Below are 21,874 nucleotides of genomic sequence, written 5' to 3' on the forward strand. Positions count from 1 at the left end.
CGCTCCACTAGACCAGAACTCACGTCCCCCTGATCGAGAAGGTTCTGCTCACACCGGCCTTGAAGTTGGAGCAGGCCGGGAAGAACACCCGGTACGGGATGACTCCCCGGTACGCCGGTTGTGCGTTCACCGTGTAGCGGCCGCTCAGCCGGACGTTCGCCGTACCGACGGTACGCCAGGCAGTCGCGCCGTACAGGCGTTGCAGCTTCACCGGGCAGTAGGACGGTGCACCGGAGACCGTGCCGTTCACGGGGACGATCGTGCCGACCGGTGCGCTCGTCTTCGACGGCGTCGCCGAAACGACGACGGCGCGTGGGAGGCGGTTGACGAAGAAACCGAGAGCACCGATGGGTGCCGGGTCTCCCGGTAGCTGCAAGCAGTTCAGGTACTCGGTGGTGCTTGCCGCGTACGCCTTGGTCACGTAGCCGTTGGTGTCGGTCAGGTAGATGGGCCCGCCGAACTGTTCCGCACACCCGTTGTCGTTGGCCAGCCAGACCTTCAACCGCGTGCCATAGGGCTTCCCGGTCTGGCCGTTGATCACCGACCAGCGGATCGAGTAGCCCTTGCCGTACGGCACCGGGTCCGGAATCACCCGTGCGGTGATCTTCGGAAGGTTGCTTCCGACCACGGTCACCGTCGGATGCGTGCCGGGGACCGGCGACGGATCCATCATGTCGCCGGGCCCGAACCGACCGACCTTCACCCCGGTGAGCGCGAATTTCCCGTTCGCCGTCGAGGGCACATTCACCACACCCCGCCAACTACCGTCGCGCGCAGTTCCGGCGTACAGCTTGAGCGGGGTCGTGAAGAGGGTGTCCACCTGGCCGGAACCGGCGGTGCGTTCCAGGAACGCGTACAGCGTCGTGTTCCGGTCCGCTTCCTGCCAGGTGTACTTCGCGTCGACCTCGACGGTCACCGGCACCGTGTTGAGCGATGACACCGCGACCGGCGTCGTCCTCAGGATCCGGGCCGCCGTGACTGTCAGGTCCGGATCCGGGGCTGCGTTCGCCGCCGGCGCGGTGAGCGCCAGGGCGGCCAGCGGCGCCACCAGGAGCGCCGCGATCGACCGCAGGCGCATCACAGGCCCCTGATGGTGAAGGTCTTGCTGACGCCGGCCCGATAGTTGTAGCAGGCCGGGAACGACACCCGGTAATAGATCAGACCCTTGTACGCCGGCTGCGCGTACAGCACGAATTTGCCGCTGCTCTGCCGCACCTTCGCCGTACCGACGTTGCGCCAGGCGGTCGCGCCGTACAGGCGTTGCAGGTAGACCGGGCAGTTGGTCGGTGCGCCCATCACAACGCCGTTCACCGGCACGATCGAGCCGACCGGGGCGCTCGTCTTCGACGGGGTCGCCGTGACGATGCCGGGACGGTTGATACCGATCGACAGCCAGCCGAGCGGCGACGGGTTGCTCGGTAGCAGTAGGCAGTTGAGGTACCCGGCCAGGCTCGCGGGGTAGGACTTGGTGACATAGCCGTTGGTGTCGGTGAGCGCGTTCGGACCGCCGAAGCTCTCCACGCAACTGCTGTCGTTCTCCAGCGCGACCTTCAGCCGGGTGCCGTACGGCTTGGCGGTCTGCGAGTTGATCACCGACCACCGGATCGAGTACCCCTGGCCGAACGGCACCGGGTCCGGAATCACCCGTGCGGTGATCTTCGGCTGGTTGGTCCCGACCACCGTCAACGTCGGCGGCACACCCGGGACCGGCGTCGGGTCGGTCATGTCACCGCTGCCTGGCCAGTACTGCCCGACCATGATCCCGGTGAGCTCGAACTTGCCGTTCGCCGTCGAGGGCACGTTCACGATGCCACGCCACTTGCCGTTCTGCGTGGTTCCGTCGTACCGCTTGAGCGGGGTCGTGTAGAGCCAGTTCAGCTGGCCCGAGCCGCTGGAGCGCTTCAGGATCCCGAACAACGTAGTGTCCGGGCCGGCGTCCGGCCAGGTGTACTTCGCGTCGACCTCGACGGTCACCGGCACCGTGTTGAGCGACGACACCGCGACCGGTGTCGTCCTGATGATCCGGGCCGCCGTGACTGTCAGGTTCGGGTCCGGATCTGCCTGCGCGGTGGAGGCGCCGAGCGCCAGACCCACCAACGGCGCCGTGAGGAGCGCCGCAACCACTCGTCTTATCCGCATACTGCCTAGAGTGCTGCCGGACCACCCACTCCGCCTACCACCGCGCTCAACAAATGCGCGATCGGGCGGAGCGGGTGGACCAGAACCGATCAGACTCCGGTGATGGTGAAGCTCCTGCCGGGAGCGTGTAGCGGCTACTCACCGAAACCTTGGTGCTCCGCAGCGTGCGCCACTGGGTGGCACCGTGTTCAGACAGCGCTGAGCGCCGCACCCACGAGGGTTGCAGCGCCCAGGGCCGTCACAATGTTGCGAGGTTTCATGTACCGGTGATCCAGAACGTCGGGCTCACTGCCGTGACGTAGTTGGAACATGTGGGGAACTGCACACGGTAAGGGATCTTGCCCTTGTACGCCGGTTGCGCCTTCAGGGTGTAGCGCTTGCGCGAGTCGGTTTTGACGGTACCGACGGTCCGCCAGGCAGTCGCGCCGTACAGGCGTTGCAGGTTGACCGGGCAGTACAGCGGAGCGACCTTCACGACGCCGTTGACCGGGACGATCGTGCCGACCGGGGCGCTGGTCTTCGACGGGACCGCGGTGACGACACCGGGGTGCCTGAGCAGGATCGACATGCCGCCGATCGGTGCCTGGCTGCCCGGGATCAGCAGACAGTGGATGGCGTCGTCGGAGACGGTCTTGTTGAGGATGACCCCGTTGGTGTCGGTCAGCACGGTCCCCGCTCCGCCGACCCGCTCGACACACCCGTTGTCATCGGCAACGATGACGCGAAGCTTGGTGCCGTACGGCCGCTTCGTGTCCGAGTCCAGCACCTGCCACCGGATCGTGACCGGCGTACCAACCTTCGCGATCGACGGCGTCGGGATCGCGCCGAACTTCGGCTGGTGCAGCCCGGTGACCTGGATCGACGGACCGTCGACCGGCGTCGCCGGGATGTTGCCACCCGATGCCGGGTCGAACGTCCCGATGTTCAGGCCGGTGATCTTCAACGAGCCGTTCGCGGTCGACGGGACGTTCACCTTCCCCTGCCAGACGGCGTTCGTCTCGTTGCCGGACACCATCTTCAGCGAGTCCGACCACAGGTAGCTGATGTTGGCCGGTACGGCGCCGCTGCGCTTCAGGTCGGCGTACAGCGGGGTGTCCGTGTCGGACGGGTCACCGTTGGTGATCGAACCCTTGACCGTGATCGTCACCGGCACCGTGTTCAGACCGGCGACCGCGACGCTCGAGCGATCGATCACCACCGAGTCGACCGTCATGTCCGGTTCCGCGGCGTTCGCCGGTGCCGCTGTGAGGACCGCTCCGGCCAACGGGGCCGCGAGCAGTGTGGCTAGTAGTTGTCGCTTCATTCAGACTCCTGTGATGGTGAACGGCTTGCTGGACGCGGTGACGAAGCGGTAGCAGGCCGGCAGCAGAACGCGGTACGGAATCTTGCCCCGGTAGGCAGGAGTCGCGGTCAGGGTGTAGCGGCCGCTGTCCCGGACTCTCGCCGAGTTCACGGTCCGCCACTGGGAGGCGCCGTACAGCCGTTGCAGGTTGATCGTGCAGCGGGCCGGCGGTCCGGTGACCGAGCCGTTGACCGCGACGTTCGTGCCGACCTTCGCGGTGGTCCTGGCGGGGGTCGCCGACACACCCGCCAGGCGCATCACCTGGGCATGTCCGAGCCCGCTCGGGTAGGGATCGGTGTACATCAGGAAGCAGTTCAGCCAGTTGGCGTCCGAGGCCTGGTACGACTTCGTGTAGTTGCCGGCAGCATCGGTCTGGATCTTCTGCCCGCCGCCCTCGGCACACGGCGAGTCGATGCCGGCCCACGCGGTGATCCGGGTGCCGAACGGCTTACCGGTGGTGGAGTCGGACACCGTCCACTTGATCGAGTACGGCTTGCCGACCGGAACCGTCTTCGGCGTGACCGTGTAGCTGATCCGGGGAGCGTGTGTGCCGGTGACGTGCAGTGCCGGTCCGTCGAACGGCGTCGGATCGATGCCGTTGTCGATCCCGTACGGGCCGGCGTCCACAAAGGCGACCTTCCAGGTGCCGTTCGCGGTGGAGACGATGTTCAGCGGGCCCGTCCAGGTGCCGTTCTTGAGCGTGCCCGCAGTGCGCTTCAGCTCGGTGGAGGCGACATGGTCGAGATGCCCGGTGCCACCGGTCCGGACGAGGTAGACGTGGAGGGTGGTGTTCTCGTCGTCCGGGTGGTCGGAGTTGTAGCCCGCCTTGACGGTGACGCCGATCGTCGTGGTGGCCAGCCCGGACACCGAGACGGCTGCCTTGCTGAGGGTCACGTCGCTGATGCTCAGTTTGTCGTCCGGCGCGGCCTGGGCCGGAGTACTCCCGAGCACCGCGACGACCAGTGGCGCGGCCAGCAGGCCCGCGAGGAATCGTCGGATGGTCATGGTCCCAGGATGGGGCATCCACAACCATCGACTAGACCGGAATAGCCCGGATCACAGACCCGTGATGACGAAGGTCTTGCTGACGGACTCGACGTGGCCGCCGCAGCCGACCGGGAGCTGCGCTCGGTAGTAGATCTTGCCCTTGTAGGCAGGGGTCGCCGTGAGGGTGTAGCGGCCGCTGTAGCGGACTCTGCCGCTGTTGACGGTGCGCCACTGGGTCGCACCCTTGAGCCGCTGCAGATTCACCGTGCAGCTGTACGCCTCGCCGGTGACCTGACCGTTGACCGGGACGTTCGTCCCGACCTTCGCGCTGCTCTTCGCCGGTACCGCCGTCACCACACCGACCCGGCGCGGGAAGAACGCCTGGTACGCGAAGGAGTACGGTTCGGTCCGGACGTGGCCGCACAGCACTGCGTCCTGGTCGTCGGCCGGGTAGGTCCTGGTGTAGTTGCCTGCGGCATCGGTGCTGACCAGCGTCGTGCTGCGCTGGCCGTTCTCGACGCAGACGCTGTCGACACCGACCCAGAACGGGACCCGCCCGCCGTACGGCTTGCCCGTCGCGGTGTCGGTCACCGTCCACTTGACCGAGAACGGCTTGCCGACCGGCACGATCTTGGGGGTCTGCACGGAGGTGACCTTCGGAATGTGGGTGCCGGTGACCGCGATGCTCGGGCCGTCGAACGGCGTCGGCTCGTCGGGCATGCCGCCGCCCAGGTCGCCGTACAGCTCATCGCTGACCGAGGTCACCTTGAAGGTCCCGTTCGCCGCCGAACTGACGTTCAGGACACCGGTCCAGGTGCCGTTCTTCAGCGTGCCGGCGGTGCGCTTCAACGGGACCGATGCCATGTCGTTGATGTACTTCCCTCCGGTCCCGGCGGTTCGGTCGAGGTACACGGTCAGAATCTTGCCCTCGTCGCGCGGGTCGTCGGAGTTGTAGCCGGCCTTGACGGTGACGTCGACCTTCGCCACGTCGAGGCCTGCTACCGAGACAGCGGTCTTGCTCAGCTGGACGTCGCTGACGGTCAGTTTCGGATCGGGGTCGGCGTGGGCCGGCGGTGCGCCAAGCAACAGCGCCCCCAGGGGCGCTGCGAGGAGCGCCGCCACTACTCGTTGTCTACGCATGACATCGACAGTGCAGGTGAACTCGAGCGCTCGCCAAGAGAATTGGCGGAGGTCTGCGCGATGGTGTCGGGGAGTAGACCGGATCGGCGACTCCACGGGCGATCGGTGGGTGCTGTTCGGGCGAAGCGGGGGCAGTGTTAACCCCGTGGTCATGTGACGACTGCATCCGGGACCGGTGCGGTCCGCAGGCTGGGCGGCATGAGCCAGGTCTTCGGTACGCCGCGGCTTCCGGCGCACGCGGTTGCCCGGACGGACCGGCTCGGCCGGGCGATCACGCTCGCGCCGGTGCTGCCTGAGCGGCGGGCGATCCTGTTCACCGGGCCGCCCGGAGCGGGGAAGACGCGCGAACTCGATCACGCGCAGGAGCTGGCAGCACGGCACGGCTGGACCGCGATCCGGGTGGAGGCGTCGGCGCGCGAGCCGTTGGAGCATCGGTTCACCCGGGCGATCGGTGCGGATCTCAGCAAGCTGCGGCGGGAGTTCGGTGGGTTCCGGGTCCGGAAGCTGCGGCGGGCGGTTCGGGATCTGACCCAGCGGCAGCGGAAGGTCCAGCACGGCGCCGAGGTACGGATCGGCGGTGGGCCGGTGCAGTTCGTCACGAAGAAGCAGTGGGACGCGACGCCACAGGACAACCTCGGGACGACACTGCACGATGTCGCGGACCGGCTCGGTGAGCTCGCTCCGGATCGGCCGGTGCTGCTGATGGTCGACAACGTGGACGCGGCCTCGCCGTACGACCTGGCAGGGTTGAACGAACTCGCCGAACACCTGGAGCACAGCGGACGGCCGGTGTGGCTGGTCGCGGCCGGTGGCAGTCTGTCGACCAGTCGGCTGCTGGCTGCGTCCCAGCGGGTGCCCTTCGAGGTCCGCGAACTCGGGCCGATGTCCGACGCCGAGCTGACGTCGATCCTGACTGTGCCGTTGGAACGCGCCGGCATTCCTTATGAACAGGCGGGGGTCGATGCGTTGGTGCGCTCGGCCAACGGTGATCCCGGACGGCTGCGCACGCTGGCTGATACGGCGCTTGAACTAGGCGGCATCACTGCTGGGGGTGCCGCGGCGGCGATCGAGCGGGTGCAGAGTCGTTCTGCCGTTCTCTACCAAGCCCGATGGGACAAGAGCACCAATCCGCAGAAGGCTGTGCTCGCGGCGGTCGCTGGTGGTCAGCCGCTCGCCGAGATTCCGGGCCAATGGCAACAAATCGACGAAGCCCGCCAGGAGCTCGTGGCCCGGGGTCTCATCCGGGAGAGCGCCGAGCAGCCTTTGGTTGCCGACCCTGGAATGCAGTCCTGGCTCAACAAAACCCTCAGCCAAGCAGCACCCCAGGTCCCCTCACTGGCTCCGGCCGCCGGCATCCCGTCCCTGGAGGCCGGTCCCGCCCGGACAGCCGGCCAAGTCCTCGGTACGGCGCGGGAGCCGTCGTACACGGTGGATCGTCAGGATGCGGAGGGGCGGCCGATCTCGCTGGATCAGCGGGTACCGGGCGGGACGACGGTGTTGTTCACCGGGGAACCCGGGATGGGCAAGAGCCGCGAGCTGGAGCGAGCGCAAGGGCTGGCCGCTCGGGAGGGGTGGATCGCCGTACGGGTGGAGGCGTCGCCGCGGGAACCGCTGGAGAACCGGCTGATTCGGGCGATCAGCCAGGACCTCGACGCGGTCCGGGAACACTTCGGTGCCGGTGCCGCGCGCACACTGAAGAAGGACCTCGATCAGCTCGCGGGCCGATCGAGGCATCCGCAGTCGGGGAACGAGGTGCGGGTGGGGGTGCCCGGCGCATTCCAGGTTGTGGCGAAGGAACAACACGAGTCCGACGAGGTGGACGAGGTCGGTAGCACACTGAACGAGTTGGCCGACCGCCTCGGCGAAATCGCAGCAGCCAAGGGCGAACCGCTGCTGCTGATGGTCGACAACCTCGACAACGCCTCCGACCGCGACCTGGTCGCCGTGACCGAACTGTCCGCACGCCTGGAGCAGAACCGCCGGCCCGTCTTCCTGATCGCCGCCGGCAGCGACCGAACCACCAGCCGTCTCCTCGCAGCCTCCGGCGGACAAGCCGGTATCGAGACCGACGTCGTCAGCCGCTTCGACATCCGCAAGCTGGAACCCTTCACCGACGCCGAACTCCGCCCCGCCCTCGCCGAACCCTTACGCCAGGCCGCCGTACCGCACACGCCCGAGGCCGTCGACCACCTGGTCCGAGCCGCCAATGGCAACCCCGCCCGTCTCCGCGCCCTGGCCACCACCGCCCTGACCCTGTCCACCACCCTCACCACCCCCGTAGCCGAACAAGCCACCACCCACCACGACGAAGCCTCCCGCCCCCTCTACGAGGCCGCCTGGCACAACTGCACCCCCGCCGAAAAGTCCCTCCTGGCCCAAGCCGCCCAAACCACCCCCGGCATCCCGTTGCCCCCCGCAACAAACTCCCGCTGGCCGGTGGAATCAGCCGCCACCCGCCCCCTAGCCCAAGGCCTCCTCCGAGCCACCCCCACCCACCTGACCCTCGCCAACCCCGGCCTCCGCACCTACCTCCAAACCCGCCTGAACCACACCACTCCCCACTCCACCCCACAGCTGACAACAGCAAGCGGCCGCCCCACCCCCAGAACCCCGGAGCGAGGCGACCGCCCACTACACCTCAACCGCTAGCTCGGATCGTTCACATCCGCGACGTGAAATCCGAGGCCCGCGCAGGCCTTCAACAACTGCCGATCTCCCGATGCGAAAACCAAATCTGGTTCGCCGACATCCTCGGCACTTGCACAGTGCAGCGCGTCGTAGGCACGCAGCGCCGCTGACGCGGACAACTCCGCGGCCCTGCGAACCAGGGGCCCGGTCGGTTCGACGACATTGATTTCCTGCCACAGCCGGTCGAGCCTTCGCAGCGCCTGCGTGTGCTGTTCCTCGGTCACCCGGCCACGCCTGGTCGCTCGGGCCAGCGCGCTAGCGGTCTCCAGGTACAGAAGGTGGGTGGAGAGCACATCGTCGGCGTCTGCCCAGAGCTGCTCACAGAACGGCGAGCTGGCCTCGTCGATCAGGAGCGGAACGAACGCCGAGGTGTCGAGGTAGCAGATCATTCGCGATCCTCCGTAATCAGATCGCTGACCGTTCCCTTCGTCTTGATCGGCGGTGGCACCGGCCGCTTCGGGCGCAGCGGCGGCCGGACCTCACCGGCCGCGATCATCTCCTGCAGCCTGCTCATTTTGCGGACCGGCACGATCTGTGCAACCGGCTTGCCGTGGTCAGTGACGGTGATGGTGTGTCCCTCGCGGACGTGGGCGAGGTGCCGGCTGAGTCCGTCCCGGAGTTCCTTGATGCCGATGTCCATCAGATCATCCATTTCCAGTGCTGGCGTGGCCACTTTTCCTCCTTTGATACTAGCCACAATTTGTGTCTGATCTAACTGTGACGGCGCCGAGGGGTGGCTGCGGAGGGCAGATGGCGGGGCAGATCGGGGCAGATGATGCGCCGATCGGCCCGGATCGGGTCTCGATCCGGGCCGATCTCGGCGAAATTCGGGGCATCCCGGGGCATTCCGGGGCAGATGGCCTACGGCCAGATCGATGCGATCCACTCCGGGTGGTCGATGAAGGGGTTTCGGTTGTGTTGGTAGGTGGTGTAGATGACTTCGTTGCGGCGCTTTTCGAAGGTGTCGGGTGGGTCGGCGGCGGCCCAGGCCTTGAGGACCGAGAGTTTGCCGATGTAGGGGGCGGTGCCGTTGCTGACCGAGTTGTTGGGTTCGAGGTTGGCGAAGCCGTCGCCGCCTTCGTAGCGGACGGCCATGTAGAGGATCATCCGGGCGACGTCGCCGCGGACGGCGGCTCGGGGGGAGAAGGAGTCGGCGTCGGCGGCGCAGCCGGGGCATTCGGCGACGGTGCTGCCACCGTTGTCGAAGTCGAGGTTGCCGCGGGCGGAGTTCACCGAGACGTCCTCGGGGCGGAGGTGGTGGATGTCGGTGCCCGGGCCGGTCGCCGTACCGAAGTCGCCGTGGGACTTGGCCCAGACGTGTTCGCGGTTCCAGTCGTTGACGCCGCCGCCGTTGGTGGACTTGCTCTGGGAGCGGCCGGAGTAGAGCAGGATGACGTTGTTCGTGTTCGCCGGGTCCTGGTCGGTGTCCTTGAGGGCGTTCCAGACCTGGTCGTAGGACAGCTTGGTCTGGTTCGCGATGATCGTGTGCAGAGCGGCCTTCAGGGCGGCGCCGGTCTTGCCCGCGGCGGGGGCGTAGTAGTCCGACGGGTCACCAGGATCGGAGGAGCCGCCGCCGGTGAAGGCGGTCGCGTCCTTCAGACCGGCGTGCGAGAAGTACGCCGCCAGCGTGCCGGTGACCGTGATCTGCTTCCCGAGCAGGCCCGGGTTGCTCTGCAGTCCGTACGACGCGCGGAACGCGGCCGGGATCTGCACGTACAACATCGACCCCGTACTCGTCTGACTCGCGGAGTCCGCGAGGGCGAGCGCGTAGTCGTTCGGGAAGTTGCTGCGGACCACCGTGCTGGTGGCGGTCGGCTGACCTACCACCCATCCGGTGACCGAGGCGGTGGAGCCGTCCTGCCTGCCGATCGCCGTCGCAACGGTGATCGGGGTCGCGGCCGTCGACGGTGTGACACCGAAGCCGAGCAGCGCGAGGACGGTGGTGAGGATCAGGACCGGGCGGAACGAGCGGGCCACAGCGACTCCCAGGGCGGTTGGGATCGGTCGCAGGTCAGTCTGCCCGTCAGCCCGGTACGGCGAAACGTCCCACCGCCTGAAGATTGCCGGACGATCCGGCAAACCACCGGGGTTAGAGGTGCACGCGCCCCACCGCGACCTTCGGCGCCTTCCCGTCCAGGTAGAGCAGGTACCACCCGCTCGGCATCTGCTTCCCGTTACAGCTCGTCACCGTGAACGGCACGTCGTCCGTCCACTTCGACTCTCCCGGCTGCAGCACAGTGCCGGTGTTCCCCGGCGTCGCCTTCGCCCGGCCCAGCACGGTGTTGCCCTTCTTGTTCTCCTGGACGACCAGGTAGCCCCGCGGCGGGTTACCTCCGTAGAGCGTGACCTTGGACGTGTTCGTCACCTTGGTCGCCAAGGTGCCGCGCCAGCCGTCGCCGTGCCGCGTCATCGACTCCTTCGTCATGCTCTGCGAGATCAGCAACTCCGGTGTGCCGGACCGGTTCGTCGGAGCAACACTGCTGCCGCACCGCAGGCCCTCGTCACCCTTCGCGGACGTCGGACCGCCCATCGGCTTGGCAGGCCCGCCACTCACCGGCGGCTGAACCTCCACAGCCGGACCCGGCAGTACGGCGTACGCGCCGACTGCGAGTGTGGCCACGGCTGCGACGCTGCCGGCGCCGATGGCGGCCGAGCGGACCCGCCTGCGGCGGCGGATGTGGGCGAGCAGAGCGCTGCCGTCGACACTCACGTTCTCCGCCTCAGCGGCGGCATTGCGGAGCAGGTCCTTCAGATCGGTCATGACAAGGTCTCCTCGGGTACGGCGAGCTGGGTGGCGAGCTTGGCGTGGGCATCGGACAGGTGACGCTTGACCGTGCCTTGCGCGCAGCCGAGCTGCTCCGCGATGTCAGGGACGGTGAGATCCTCGTAGTACCGAAGCACCACGCACGCCCGCTGCTTGGGCGACAGGGTGCCGAGGGCCCGCCGTACGACGTCGGTCAGCAACCGGTCCTCGTCGTGATGCTCAGCCGGGTGCACCAGCAGGTGCCGCTTCGCTCTCCACAGTCCGGCCCGCCGGCGACCATCCAGGAACTGGTTGAGCATCGCCCGCCGCACATAGCCCTCGAGCTGGGTGACGTCGTTGCCGACCCGCATCCGACTGAAGACCCGCAGCAGAGCGTCCTGGACCAGATCCGCAGCAGCCGCGGAGTCACCGGTGAGCAGGTAGGCGTAAGCCCGCAGAGCCCCGCCCCGGCCCGCGAGCAATTCCTCGAAGGCTCGTTCCCAGTCAGCCATCCGCACCCGTTCTCTCGGTTCAGCTTTCGAAGACCAAGACGATCCAGGGTGCCTGATCGTTGGGGCACTAAAATCCGCGGATGAAGCTGTACAACTCCCTCGGGCGCCGGATCGAGACTTTCGCACCAGCCGACGACAGCCTGGTTCGCCTCTACAGCTGTGGGCCGACGGTGTACAGCTATGCGCACATCGGCAACCTGCGTGCCTACACGTTCGCCGACACCCTCCGCCGCGCGCTGCGGTGGAAGGGTTGGCAGGTCGAGCACGTCATCAACATCACCGACGTCGGTCACGCGGTGGCCGAGGCCGAACTGGGCGACGACAAGCTCGAGGTGGCTGCGGATCGCGAACGCCGGACGGTCGAGGAGATCGCCGAGACGTACACGCAGGCCTTCTTCGCCGACCTGGCCGCGCTCAACATCCTGCCCGCGCAGCACTACCCGCGGGCCACCCATTACGTGCCCGAGATGATCGCCTTCGCTGAGCGGCTCGCCGAGCGCGGCTTCACCTACGAGATCCCGTCCGGTCTGTACTTCGACACGTCCAAGGACCCCGGGTACGGCGCTTTGGGCCTGGTCGACGCCAGTGGTCAGCTCGAGGGGGCCCGCGTCGAGCAGGTTCCGGGACGGCGGGCAAAGACTGACTTCGCGCTCTGGCGGGCCGAGACACCAGGGCAGATCCGGGCGATGCGGTGGAACTCGCCCTGGGGCTGGGGCGCACCGGGGTGGCACCTCGAGTGCTCGGTGATGAGCATGGAGCTGCTCGGTGCGCATTTCGACATCCACACCGGCGGTGTCGACCACCGGCAGCTGCACCACGTCAACGAGATCGCGCAAAGCGAGGCTTACCTCGGCGACGGCAAGCCGTGGGTACCGCTGTGGATGCACAACGAATTCCTGCGGCTCGGTGAAGCCAAGATGGCGAAGTCGGCCGGCAAGGCCCTGACGATCAGTGAGCTGGCCGACCAGGGCTATCACCCGCAGGCTTTCCGGTTGTTCCTGCTCGGCGGCCATTACCGCACCCAACTGGACTTCACCCTGCCCGCGCTCGACAGTGCGCAAGCGACGTTGCGGAACCTGGTTCGCCGCGTCAACGCCCTTGGCCCGCTGCCGGAGATCACTACGGCCGAGCAGGCGTACGACGCGGCCGGCGACGACGCGACCCGCGCCGTACTCGTTCAGATCGACGAGGCGATCGGCACCGACCTGAACACGCCGCGAGTGCTCGCCGTACTGCAGGACTCATTGCGGGACCCGGCGCTGAACCAGGAGCTGATCGTCGCCGCGAGCTGCGCGGTACTTGGCCTCCCCCTGGGCGATCTCGATTTCACCAGTACGGCGGACGTCGACACGACCGCGGTGGACAAACTGGTGGCTGAGCGGGAGGCGGCTCGGGCCGCGAAGGACTTCGCCCGCGCGGACGCCGTACGGGATGAGCTCACGAAGCTCGGAGTCCAGGTCACCGACACACCGGACGGCCCGATCTGGGCCCGGGTTTGAGTCGGTGGGGCGGTGAACGAGTGAGTGTCGTTCGCCGCCCCACCTAGGTGGGTGGGCCCCCATCAGGCCGCGGCTCTCACCGCGGGCTGCTTGCCCATCCACCAGTGAGGTGCCACTGGCGGGCGGTACCTCACCGATCGAGTACGGAGGCGTCCTCCGGCGTGGCGTGGTGCGGACGCCGTTTACGGACCGTACTCAAACCGGCACAGGTTGTCCATGGGCAAAGCAGCCATCTCACGCATTGACTCGATTGCTGCTTCAGCAGCTGATGTTGTCCTGGTGCCTCGTGCCGGCGGCGCGGAAGTTGTTGACGCGAGTGGTGATCTGGGCAGGCGTCAAAGTTTCGTTCTTCGCGTAGTAGACCCAGTCCGCCGACTGGACGTAGGAGCTGGTGCCGCCGGTGTGGGCGCCCAGGTCGATGAACCACTGGTTGTAGTTCAGCGTCATCGGTCGCCGCGGGTAGACGTTGTGACCCTCGTCGTCGACGGTGTGATCCGCAGCCAGGGTCCCGTCGATGTAGTACCTCACGTGCCCGCCCGCGACCACGGCGACCAGCGTGTGCCAACCGGCGTGACTGAAGTTCCGCACGGTGGTCTTGCGCCAGCCGTCGAACGGATCCACCTGGTAGGTGTTCCAGCTGGTGAGGAAGTTGACCGGGCCGGTCTCGCCCCAGCCGCCGTTCGGCAGGTACTCCGAGATGTCGAGCTCCGAGTACGTCGGCTCCCAGTCGTAGTCGAGGGGGGAGATCGTGTAGAAGGTCTGGTTGACGCGGTCACCGTCGTTACCGCTGACCGGGGTGTCGCTGAACTTGAACCGGGTCGCGTAGGTGCCCTCGAAGAAGCGCAGTCTGTTCTGCTGGACCTGCGCCTGCGTGGTGCCGCCGGGCGTCCCGTCGGTGGTCGCCCTGAGCTGCAGGGACTTCTGGCCGTCGACGGTCGGGAAGCTGACGTTCGCGGCGGTCCAGGTGTTCGGGATCCCGGGGCCGCCGGCGCCGGTCCGGACACTCCAGTCGTGACCGGTGAAGTTCGGGTCGGTCCGCGACGTGTAGTTGAAGTCGTCGAAGAGCGCGCCGCAGGCCGTCGTCTTGCTGACCGACTCGGGGCGGGCGCTCGCGGTGGTCGCCGTACCGGCGGCGAGGGTGGCCAGTACGGCGGCCGCGGCGGTGAGGCGAATCGTGCGCGATCGAGTCATCGGGTTCACACCTTCGTTTCTCGGGGCGGGCAATCTGAAACCGAGGGTGGTCTATCCAATTGGTAAAGTCAATGCGTAAAGCACGTTCGTAAATGCACGGAAGTGGTTTACCACTGGTAAGATTCCGGGATGAGACGGACCGAGGCGCGGGACCAGCTGCTGCGGCTGATCGAGGAGCGCAACCCCGGTGAGCCGCTGCCGTCGGAGCGCTCCCTGAGCGAGGATCTCGGCGTCTCCCGGCCGACCTTGCGGGCCGCGCTCGAGGATCTGGCGCGGGACGGTCTGGTGATCCGCGAGCACGGCCGTGGCACGTTCACCAGCGCCCGCAAGATCCAGCAGTCGCTCGAGCCGACCGCGTCCGGCGACTACCAGGCGCCGCTGGCGGAGGGGTCGCCGTGGCCGAGCCGGCTGCTCAGCTTCGAGGTCGGCCCGGCCGGCGCCCGCCTCGGCCACAAGCTGGAGATGTCACCGGTCGACGACCTGGTCACCGCGCTGCGGTTGCGGCTCGTCGACGGTACGCCGATGTGCATCGAGCGGATCCGCATCCCGGCCGTGTTCGTTCCCGGTATCACCGGCCGCGACTTCGAGCTCGGCTCGTTCTACGGGCTGCTGCGCTCGCGCTACCACGTCGCGCCGAAGGACGCCGTACAGACTGCGGAGCCGACGGTGACGGACGCGCAGGAGGCGGAGATCCTCGGCGTACCGGTGCATGCGCCGGCGCTGCTCTTCGAGCGTACGACGCGCAACGCGGACCACGCCGTGATCGAGTACACGCGCTCCATCTATCGCGGAGACCGGTACCGGATCACGACGCGGCTGACGTTCGCCTAACCCTTCACCGCGCCCGCGGCGACGCCGGAGGTGACGCGGCCCTGGAGGACCAGGAAGATCAGCAGGACCGGGAGCATGAACAGCGTGGCCGCGGCCATCGTCGCGCCCCAGTCGGTGCCGAAGGTGTTGCTGAACGACGAGAGCCAGACCGGCAGCGTGCGCTGGTCCTGCTCCTTGATGATCAGCAGGTTCGCGAACGCGAACTCGTTCCACGCGGTGATGAACCCGAACAGCGACGTGGACAGCAACCCGGGCGCGAGCAGCGGGAACACGATCCGCCGGAACGCCTGGAACTGGTTGCACCCGTCGACCTGCGCGGCCTCCTCGAGATCGGCCGGGATCGCGTTCAGGAATCCGCGCAGTGTCACGATCGTGAACGGCAGCGTCATCATGAAGTAGATCAGCGTCAGCATCGGCAGCTTGTCCAGCATGTCGGTGTCGCGCGCGATCACGTACATCGGGATCAGCAACGCCTCCCACGGCGTCATCTGCGCGACGAACACCATCACGATGAACGCCTGCCGCCCTTTCCACTTCAGCCGCGCGACCGCGAACGCGGCCAGGCATGCAACGACCAGGGCGAGCAGTACGCCGGTGATCGCGACGAACGCCGAGTTCCGCCAGAACAGCCAGAAGCCGTCGGCGTTGACCGCCGTACCGAAGTGGCTGAAGGTGATGTTCGCCGGGAAGAACGACGGTGTCTCGGCCTGGATGTCCTTGGTCGGCTTGAACGCGGTCAGCACCATCCAGTAGACCGGGAAGACCGCGAACGCGAAGACTCCCAGCGCGATGACGTTGAGGACGATCCGCTTCGGCTTCACAGTTCGCCCTCTTCCTTGAACAGCTGCCGGAAGTAGGCGAGCAGTACGACGGTCAGCAGCAGCACGGTGACCATCGAGATGGCGGCACCGAGGTCGTACCGGTTCAGTGACTGCGCGATCTGGTAGGCGTAGACCGGCAGGGTCAGCGTGGCGTCACCCGGTCCGCCCTGGCTGATCACCCAGATCTGCACGAAGCTCTTGAAGACCCAGATCACCTCCAGGCACAGGATCAGCCCGAACATCGGCCGCAGGATCGGGAACGTGATCAGCCCGAACATCCGGACCGGGCCGGCTCCGTCCATCGACGCCGACTCGTAGATCTCCTTCGGTACCGTGGTGATCGCGGCGTACAGGGTGAGCGCCGCGAACGGCACCGACTGCCAGACGATCATGATCACGATGATCGCGAACGTCGACGTACCGTCCGCGAACCACGCGTAGCCGTCGTACTGGGTGAAGCCGAGCTGGACGAGGACCCAGTTGACGACCCCGAGCTGGGACTGGAACAACCACTGGAACACGGTCGTTGCCGCCAGCACCGGAATCGCCCAGGCCAGCACCAGGCCACCCATCAGCAGGAAACGCATCCACTTGCCCAGGGCATCGATCAGCAGGGCGACCAAGGTGGCCAGCACCATGATCAGGACGACGTTGATCGCGGTGAAGGCGAAGGTCCGGCCGACCACCGACCAGAACTTGTCGTCGGTGAAGATCGCCTGGTAGTTGTCGAAGCCGACGAAATCCGCGCCGCCGCGGATCAGCTGTGCGATCCCGAACTTCTGGAACGAGACGACCAGGTTCCGGATCAGCGGGTAGATCAACAGGTACGCCATCCCGAGGACGGTCGGCGCGATGAGCAGATAGGGGAGAACCCGCGGGCGCCCCCGCCGGGCCCGGGCCGGTGGTTCCGGCTCGGGGGCGGGGGCGGTCCGCTCGAGTTGAGCGACAGCCACGGTCTACTTTCCGCTGTTCAGGGCCTCGGTGATGATCGCGTCGGCCGCCTGGGCCGCCGCGGCCGGGTCACCGCCGGTGAGCACCTTGGTCTGGTACTCCTTGATCGGGTTCTTGGCCTCGACCGCGGCCCAGTTCGGCGAGTTCGGCGTCGCCTTGCCGTTGGCCGCACCGGCCGCCATCGCGCTGGTGCCCTCGTCACCGGTGACCTGGGACGCGAGCGCCTTGCGGTTCGGCACGTACTTCATCGACTTGGCCAGGTCGACCTGCCACTTCTCGCCGGCCAGCTCCTTGATGAAGGTGTAGGCCGCGTCCGGAGCGTCCGACGCCTCCGGCACGATCAGGTCCGAGCCACCGGTGAAGACCGCGCCCGGCTTGTCGGCGGTCTTGCCCGGGATCGGGAAGAAGCCCAGCTTGTCCTTGAGCGCCGGGTTGGCCTGGACGATCAGCTCGGCGGCACCCGGTACGGCGATCATCTGCGCGACCTTGCCCTGCGCGAACACGTCGGTCTGGGTCGGCTTGGCCTCGTCGGAGTCCTTCGGGCCCTTGCCGAGCGCCTGGATCTGCTTGTAGAACTCCATGCCCTTGAGCGCCTCGGGTGAGCTCAGCGCACCCTTCCAGTTCTCGCCGTCCTTGACCGCGAGGTCGCCGCCCTCGTCCCAGATGAAGCCGGACAGCACGTAGAAGTTCTGGCCGGGCAGGTAGATGCCCTGGTTGCCGCCGGTGTTCAGCTTGGCGGTCGCGGCCAGCCACTCCTCGCGGGTCTTCGGCGGGGTCTTGATCCCGGCCGCCGCGAACAGGTCCTTGCGGTAGACCACGACCCGGTTCGCCGCGTAGTACGGGATCCCGAACTGCTTGCCCTCGTAGTTGCCGGGGCCGGCCAGACCTTCGATCCAGTCGTCGCCCTGCAGGTCGCTCTTCTTGTCGGTCAGGTCCCGGACCCCGCCGGAGGCCGAGTACTGCGCGACCTGGGTGTTGCCGACCTCGATCACGTCCGGCGCGTCCTTGCTGGCCAGCGCGCCGATGATCTTCGGGCCGATCCCGTTCCACTCCTGGATCTGGACGTTCAGCTTGACGTCGGTGTGCTTCGCGGCGAAGTCGTCGGTGAACCGCTTCAGGAAGTCGTCCGAGACGCTCCCCTTCATCAGCCACACGTCGATGGTCTTCGGACCGGAACTTGCGTCGTTCTTGTCGCCGGACGACCCGCACGCCGCGAGGGCGGTGAGGGACAGGGCCGCGACAGCAGCCACGGCAAGCGAACGGAACTTCATGGATCACCCCTGGTATGAACCTGTTCCTGCAGAGGCCCCGAGAATTGCCCAGGCGTGACTGACCGGTCAATAGTTCAGAAGTCTCCGTTACTATTCTGTGAGAGCGTGTTCGCGCTGGATCATGCGTGCTCGAATGGCTAAACCGGTCAAGTAGCGCAGCGCTGATTGCAAATGGCGCAACCACACCACTTACGCACCTGCTGATGCCAATTAACGAACCAGTTGACTCAGGACAGCCCCGGCGACGGCCGCGTCGGTCGCTCCAACCCCGGTGAGATCCGCGACGGACTGCTGGTGCCGCGGCATCCCGTCGCGGAGGACCGCACCCACTGGTACGTCGTGGTCCGGGTCGATCACGCCGGCCCGGACCGCGTTGCCGAAGTCGCCGTGGTGGAGACACTGCACGTGGTCGTCGGTGGCGACGAACGCCCCGGCGAACACCTCGGGCGGGAGCTCGCCCTTGCCCGGCATGTCCGTCCCGATCCCCGTGATGTGCACGGCTGCATGGAACGCCTCCAGTGGTAGCGGTTCGCGAGCAGCCGTCGTGGTGATCACGCAGGGCGCACCGCTCAGCCCGTCCGGTGTGGCATGGAGGTCGGCGGCCCGCAGCTGAGTGCAGAGACGCTCAACAGCTTCTGGTCGGCGGCCCCAGACCTTCACCCGTCGCAGCGGTCGCAACTCACGCAACCACAGCACCTGCAGCAGCGCCTGCTCACCAGTGCCGAGTACGGCGACCTCATCGACCCCGACCGGTGTCATCGCGTCGGTGATCAGCGCCCCGGCCGCCGCCGTACGCCATGCGGTCAGTTTGCCCTCGTCTGCAAGCACTGCGGCCGGCTGACCGTTGGTCGCGTCGACTGCGAGCACCAGTCCGTTGTTGACCGAGCCGAACGTGCTCGCCACCTTCACCACGAAGTACGGCGCACCGGCCACGTGACCGGCCTTCACATGCGTGTCCCCGGCGTACTGCGGGAACTCGAGCACCATCGGCGCTGGTACCGACGTCCGCCCGTCCGCATGCGCGATGAGCGCCGACCGCACCGCGTCGAAGACCACTGCCGGCGTCGCAACCTCACTGATGATGTCGATCCCGAAGACCGGCAGTGTCATCGGTGTTCCAGCCAGTCCGCCCAGGCAGCCAGTGCCGGTCCGGGATTCTGCCGACCAAGACCTACCCGAAAGCGGTCAGTGGGTGTCGGGGTGAGGGTGGAGCTGTAGATGCTCGACGGCAGCAGCAGTACGCCGGCCTGTTCCACCAGCGACTCACACATCGCCTCCACGCCATCCGCCCCGAGGTAGCGCGGATAGGTCACGCAACCACCGTCCGGCGCGGTGAACTCGAACAGGTCGGGGTAGCGGTCGAAGAACTCGGTGAAGAGCGGCAGGTTCGCCGCGACGATCCCGCGGTTCCGGGTGAGCAGCTGGTCGCGGGCGCGCAGTGCGATCAGCGCGAGCACCTCACTGGGCGCCGAGTTGCAGATGGTCGTGTAGTGCTTGGCATGTTCGAGCCGGTCCAGTACGGCGTGGTCCCGGCAGGCGATCCAGCCGATCCGCAGGCCGGGGAGTCCGTACGCCTTGGACATCACATTCAGGGAGAGCGCCGTACCCGAGAGGTCTGTTGCCTGAGGCAACGGATCGCGGGAGAGCTCGAGTCCGCGGTAGACCTCGTCGGAGAACAGCAGGATGCCGCGCTCCGTGCACAGGTCGACAAGTCGCTGCCACGCCTCAGGCGTGGCGACCGCGCCGGTCGGGTTGTTCGGGAAGTTGACCGAGACCATCCGGGTGTTCGGCCGCAATGCGCGCTCGATCGCGTCCACGTCCAGCGCCCAGCCGTCCTCGGGCCGCAGCGCGACTCCGGTCACCTGCGCAACCGCCGACGGCACGGTCTCGGCCGCCTGGTAGTTCGGCGTCAGCACGACCAGGTGGTCGCTCGGCTCCAGCAGGGTGCGCATGGCGAGGTAGATCCCCTCCTCCGCACCCGCGAAGCAGAGGATGTCCTCCGGCTGCGCCTCCGTGTACGTCGCCGCAATGGCCTCCTGCAGCGCCGGCAGTCCGCGCACCTCGGTGTAGCCGAGGGCCAGCGACTCCCAGCGCTCGCGACCGTCGTCATCAGCCAGTGCGAGCAGCTCGGACATGGGGAGCGTCTGCGCGTCCGATGCGGTCAGGTGGTAGCGCGCGGTGAACTCCCAGCGCGCGAAGTGGGTCTCCAGCCGGAAATCAGGCAGGGTCGGCATGCGGCTCCTTCCGAGCCTCGGCAAGCAGTTGGTAGAGCGCAGACCGCGACACCTGCAGCGCACGCGCCACCGTCGGCACCGACCGCCGCTGGCTGAGCACCCCAGCCACGTCCAACCGACCGAGCAGCTCCAGCCGGTCCGCCCGGGTCAACCGCTCCACCGGCACACCACGCTCCTGCACGTACCCGGCCACGAGCTCATTCAGCTTCTCGGTCCAGTCGTGCTCGAAGAACACCCGCGGCTGCCCCGACACCGGCGCAGCAAAAGCAGCCAGCAACCGACTCGCAGTCTCGAACGCGGTCCGATCCACATTCACACACAGCACGTACGCCGCCGTACCGTCCTCGTCCCGCAGTACGGCGCTCACACTCGACAGCCGCCGCCCATCCGGCAGCACCTTCGGATACGGCCCGTACGCGTCACGCCCAGTCGCGGTCAGCTCGTCAAGCTCTCCCAGCAACGACGCATCCCCAGGCCCCCGCCCGGACAACGGATTCCAGATCATCACGATCCGATCCGTCACCGCGTGATGCAGCACCACCTCCGCATGAGGCGACAACAACCGCGCCAGCACCTCGCCCACCGGCGCAATCTGCTCAGGCGTCATAGGTGGACGATATGTCCACCACGGACAAACTGTCTAGACGGCGATGGCGTCGGCTCGTTGGGCGCGGCGGAGTCCGAAGAGTAGGAGACCGATGGAAATGACGCCGACGACTGCGTAGGTGACCACGCCGCCGATGCCGTCCCAGGCGGTGTGGAGGGCTACGGCCAGCGCGTACATGCCGATGAAGCCACCTAGGTGCTTGCCGCTGGGGGCGCTGACGAAGCGCCAGAGGCCCCAGCAGCTCAGGCCGGTCCAGGCGGCGTGGCCGGCCGGGGACAGGAGGCCGCGGACGAACAGGGTCTGCTCGGCGGCGCCGACGTTTCCACCGGACTGCAGCAGGGCGACGAAGGCGTAGCCCATGGTCTCCAGTACGGCGAACCCGGTACCGACTGCGACTCCGATGATGATTCCGCGCCCGACCGAGTTGCGGTAGCGGTGCCCGAAGAACACCACCAGCACCGCCGGGACGACCAGCTTGGCCGCCTCCTCGATCAGCCCGACTCCGAGCATCGGCAACGCGCCCAGGCGGCGCATGGCGTCGTACTCGAGCAGTCCGGCGACCACCACGCCCACCACCCCGCCGAACAGCAGGCACCCGCCCAGCGTCGGCCCGTCGATCAGCCACCGCCCGGACCGCCCCGCCGCGAACGTCACGAACGTCAGCGGCACCACCAGCGCCCCGAGCAGGATCATCGTCGGGAACAGGTTCGGATTGTTGGTGTCGGCAAGCACTGCCAGCACGGCGAAGTACAACGCCGCCCCGACCAGCAGCGTCCCCAGCCATGCCCATTTGCGGACCGCGATCGCACTCATGTGCTGATCGTGCCCGTTGCTGGCGCGTGTGCGCCATGTCGCAGGGACGGCAGTGATGGACAGAGCGGATCACCGTGACGAGATTGCAAACTCAAACGGAACAGG

The 21,874-nt window shown here is 67.3% G+C and carries 21 protein-coding genes; 3 read left to right on the forward strand and 18 right to left on the reverse strand.

All coding sequences use genetic code 11. The features are described 5' to 3' along the window. Positions 1-19: 19 nt before the first annotated feature. The 5 genes from ACFCV3_RS24310 to ACFCV3_RS24330 all read right to left on the reverse strand — a co-directional run bounded on the left by ACFCV3_RS24310 (position 20) and on the right by ACFCV3_RS24330 (position 5,608). On the reverse strand, positions 20-1,078 hold the full coding sequence (locus tag ACFCV3_RS24310) for a hypothetical protein (RefSeq protein ID WP_376033381.1): 1,059 nt from the start codon (positions 1,076-1,078) through the stop codon (positions 20-22). Then, positions 1,078-2,139: a hypothetical protein gene (locus ACFCV3_RS24315; protein WP_376033383.1), complete on the reverse strand. Its 1,062-nt coding sequence runs from the start codon at positions 2,137-2,139 to the stop codon at positions 1,078-1,080. The genes ACFCV3_RS24310 and ACFCV3_RS24315 overlap by 1 nt, the downstream gene beginning before the upstream one ends. A gap of 256 nt (positions 2,140-2,395) precedes the next feature. Next, positions 2,396-3,442 (reverse strand): hypothetical protein, encoded by a 1,047-nt coding sequence (locus tag ACFCV3_RS24320; protein ID WP_376033384.1) that lies wholly within the window; start codon positions 3,440-3,442, stop codon positions 2,396-2,398. Beyond that, positions 3,443-4,486: a hypothetical protein gene (locus tag ACFCV3_RS24325; protein WP_376033386.1), complete on the reverse strand. Its 1,044-nt coding sequence runs from the start codon at positions 4,484-4,486 to the stop codon at positions 3,443-3,445. It abuts the gene before it with no gap. Between the two features lie 51 nt (positions 4,487-4,537). Next, entirely contained in the window at positions 4,538-5,608 is a 1,071-nt protein-coding gene (locus ACFCV3_RS24330; RefSeq protein WP_376033388.1) for a hypothetical protein, read from the reverse strand. Positions 5,609-5,806: 198 nt separating this feature from the next. On the opposite strand from ACFCV3_RS24330, the gene ACFCV3_RS24335 reads away from it, so the two are divergent. Then, positions 5,807-8,257: an AAA family ATPase gene (locus ACFCV3_RS24335; protein WP_376033390.1), complete on the forward strand. Its 2,451-nt coding sequence runs from the start codon at positions 5,807-5,809 to the stop codon at positions 8,255-8,257. Here the strand turns inward: ACFCV3_RS24335 and ACFCV3_RS24340 are convergent. From ACFCV3_RS24340 to ACFCV3_RS24360, 5 genes are all read right to left on the reverse strand, one after another. Then, positions 8,254-8,685 carry a type II toxin-antitoxin system VapC family toxin gene (locus ACFCV3_RS24340; RefSeq protein ID WP_376033392.1) on the reverse strand — a complete coding sequence of 144 codons (432 nt, stop codon included), beginning with the start codon at positions 8,683-8,685 and terminating at the stop codon, positions 8,254-8,256. The two genes, ACFCV3_RS24335 and ACFCV3_RS24340, sit on opposite strands and share 4 nt — an antisense overlap. Further along, a complete protein-coding gene (locus ACFCV3_RS24345) occupies positions 8,682-8,969 on the reverse strand; it encodes a type II toxin-antitoxin system Phd/YefM family antitoxin (protein WP_376033394.1) in 288 nt (95 codons plus the stop codon). The genes ACFCV3_RS24340 and ACFCV3_RS24345 overlap by 4 nt, the downstream gene beginning before the upstream one ends. Before the next feature lie 188 nt (positions 8,970-9,157). Next, on the reverse strand, positions 9,158-10,273 hold the full coding sequence (locus ACFCV3_RS24350) for an endonuclease (protein ID WP_376033395.1): 1,116 nt from the start codon (positions 10,271-10,273) through the stop codon (positions 9,158-9,160). Positions 10,274-10,385: 112 nt separating this feature from the next. Beyond that, positions 10,386-11,057: a hypothetical protein gene (locus tag ACFCV3_RS24355; protein ID WP_376033397.1), complete on the reverse strand. Its 672-nt coding sequence runs from the start codon at positions 11,055-11,057 to the stop codon at positions 10,386-10,388. Beyond that, complete coding sequence (locus tag ACFCV3_RS24360) at positions 11,054-11,551, reverse strand: SigE family RNA polymerase sigma factor (protein ID WP_376033399.1); 498 nt, start codon at positions 11,549-11,551, stop codon at positions 11,054-11,056. The genes ACFCV3_RS24355 and ACFCV3_RS24360 overlap by 4 nt, the downstream gene beginning before the upstream one ends. Before the next feature lie 80 nt (positions 11,552-11,631). Here ACFCV3_RS24360 and cysS point away from each other — a divergent pair, with 80 nt between their 5' ends. Further along, the gene (gene cysS, locus ACFCV3_RS24365) at positions 11,632-13,050 is read left to right on the forward strand and encodes a cysteine--tRNA ligase (protein ID WP_376033401.1); all 1,419 of its coding nucleotides are present in this window, start codon (positions 11,632-11,634) and stop codon (positions 13,048-13,050) included. A gap of 258 nt (positions 13,051-13,308) precedes the next feature. Here cysS and ACFCV3_RS24370 read toward each other — a convergent pair whose 3' ends face one another. Further along, complete coding sequence (locus ACFCV3_RS24370; protein WP_376033403.1) at positions 13,309-14,241, reverse strand: glycoside hydrolase family 16 protein; 933 nt, start codon at positions 14,239-14,241, stop codon at positions 13,309-13,311. 129 nt (positions 14,242-14,370) lie between these two features. Between ACFCV3_RS24370 and ACFCV3_RS24375 the strand changes: the two genes are divergently transcribed. Continuing rightward, a complete protein-coding gene (locus ACFCV3_RS24375; protein ID WP_376033405.1) occupies positions 14,371-15,072 on the forward strand; it encodes a GntR family transcriptional regulator in 702 nt (233 codons plus the stop codon). Here the strand turns inward: ACFCV3_RS24375 and ACFCV3_RS24380 are convergent. The 7 genes from ACFCV3_RS24380 to ACFCV3_RS24410 all read right to left on the reverse strand — a co-directional run bounded on the left by ACFCV3_RS24380 (position 15,069) and on the right by ACFCV3_RS24410 (position 21,769). After that, positions 15,069-15,893, reverse strand: a complete 825-nt coding sequence (locus ACFCV3_RS24380; RefSeq protein WP_376033407.1) for a carbohydrate ABC transporter permease — start codon at positions 15,891-15,893, stop codon at positions 15,069-15,071. The two genes, ACFCV3_RS24375 and ACFCV3_RS24380, sit on opposite strands and share 4 nt — an antisense overlap. Then, on the reverse strand, positions 15,890-16,846 hold the full coding sequence (locus tag ACFCV3_RS24385) for a carbohydrate ABC transporter permease (RefSeq protein ID WP_376033410.1): 957 nt from the start codon (positions 16,844-16,846) through the stop codon (positions 15,890-15,892). The genes ACFCV3_RS24380 and ACFCV3_RS24385 overlap by 4 nt, the downstream gene beginning before the upstream one ends. A gap of 3 nt (positions 16,847-16,849) precedes the next feature. Continuing rightward, positions 16,850-18,115: an extracellular solute-binding protein gene (locus tag ACFCV3_RS24390; protein WP_376033412.1), complete on the reverse strand. Its 1,266-nt coding sequence runs from the start codon at positions 18,113-18,115 to the stop codon at positions 16,850-16,852. Positions 18,116-18,325: 210 nt separating this feature from the next. Further along, on the reverse strand, positions 18,326-19,225 hold the full coding sequence (locus tag ACFCV3_RS24395) for an ornithine cyclodeaminase family protein (protein WP_376033414.1): 900 nt from the start codon (positions 19,223-19,225) through the stop codon (positions 18,326-18,328). Continuing rightward, the gene (locus tag ACFCV3_RS24400; protein ID WP_376033416.1) at positions 19,222-20,349 is read right to left on the reverse strand and encodes an aminotransferase class I/II-fold pyridoxal phosphate-dependent enzyme; all 1,128 of its coding nucleotides are present in this window, start codon (positions 20,347-20,349) and stop codon (positions 19,222-19,224) included. Before ACFCV3_RS24400 ends, ACFCV3_RS24395 begins: the two co-directional genes overlap by 4 nt. Next, entirely contained in the window at positions 20,333-20,956 is a 624-nt protein-coding gene (locus tag ACFCV3_RS24405) for a transcriptional regulator (protein ID WP_376033418.1), read from the reverse strand. Before ACFCV3_RS24405 ends, ACFCV3_RS24400 begins: the two co-directional genes overlap by 17 nt. A 33-nt stretch (positions 20,957-20,989) precedes the next feature. Continuing rightward, positions 20,990-21,769, reverse strand: coding sequence for a PrsW family intramembrane metalloprotease (locus tag ACFCV3_RS24410; RefSeq protein ID WP_376033420.1), 780 nt, complete (start codon positions 21,767-21,769; stop codon positions 20,990-20,992). Between the last annotated feature and the right edge of the window lie 105 nt (positions 21,770-21,874).

The organism is Kribbella sp. NPDC056345 (genome assembly GCF_042262745.1).
Taxonomy (GTDB): domain Bacteria; phylum Actinomycetota; class Actinomycetes; order Propionibacteriales; family Kribbellaceae; genus Kribbella.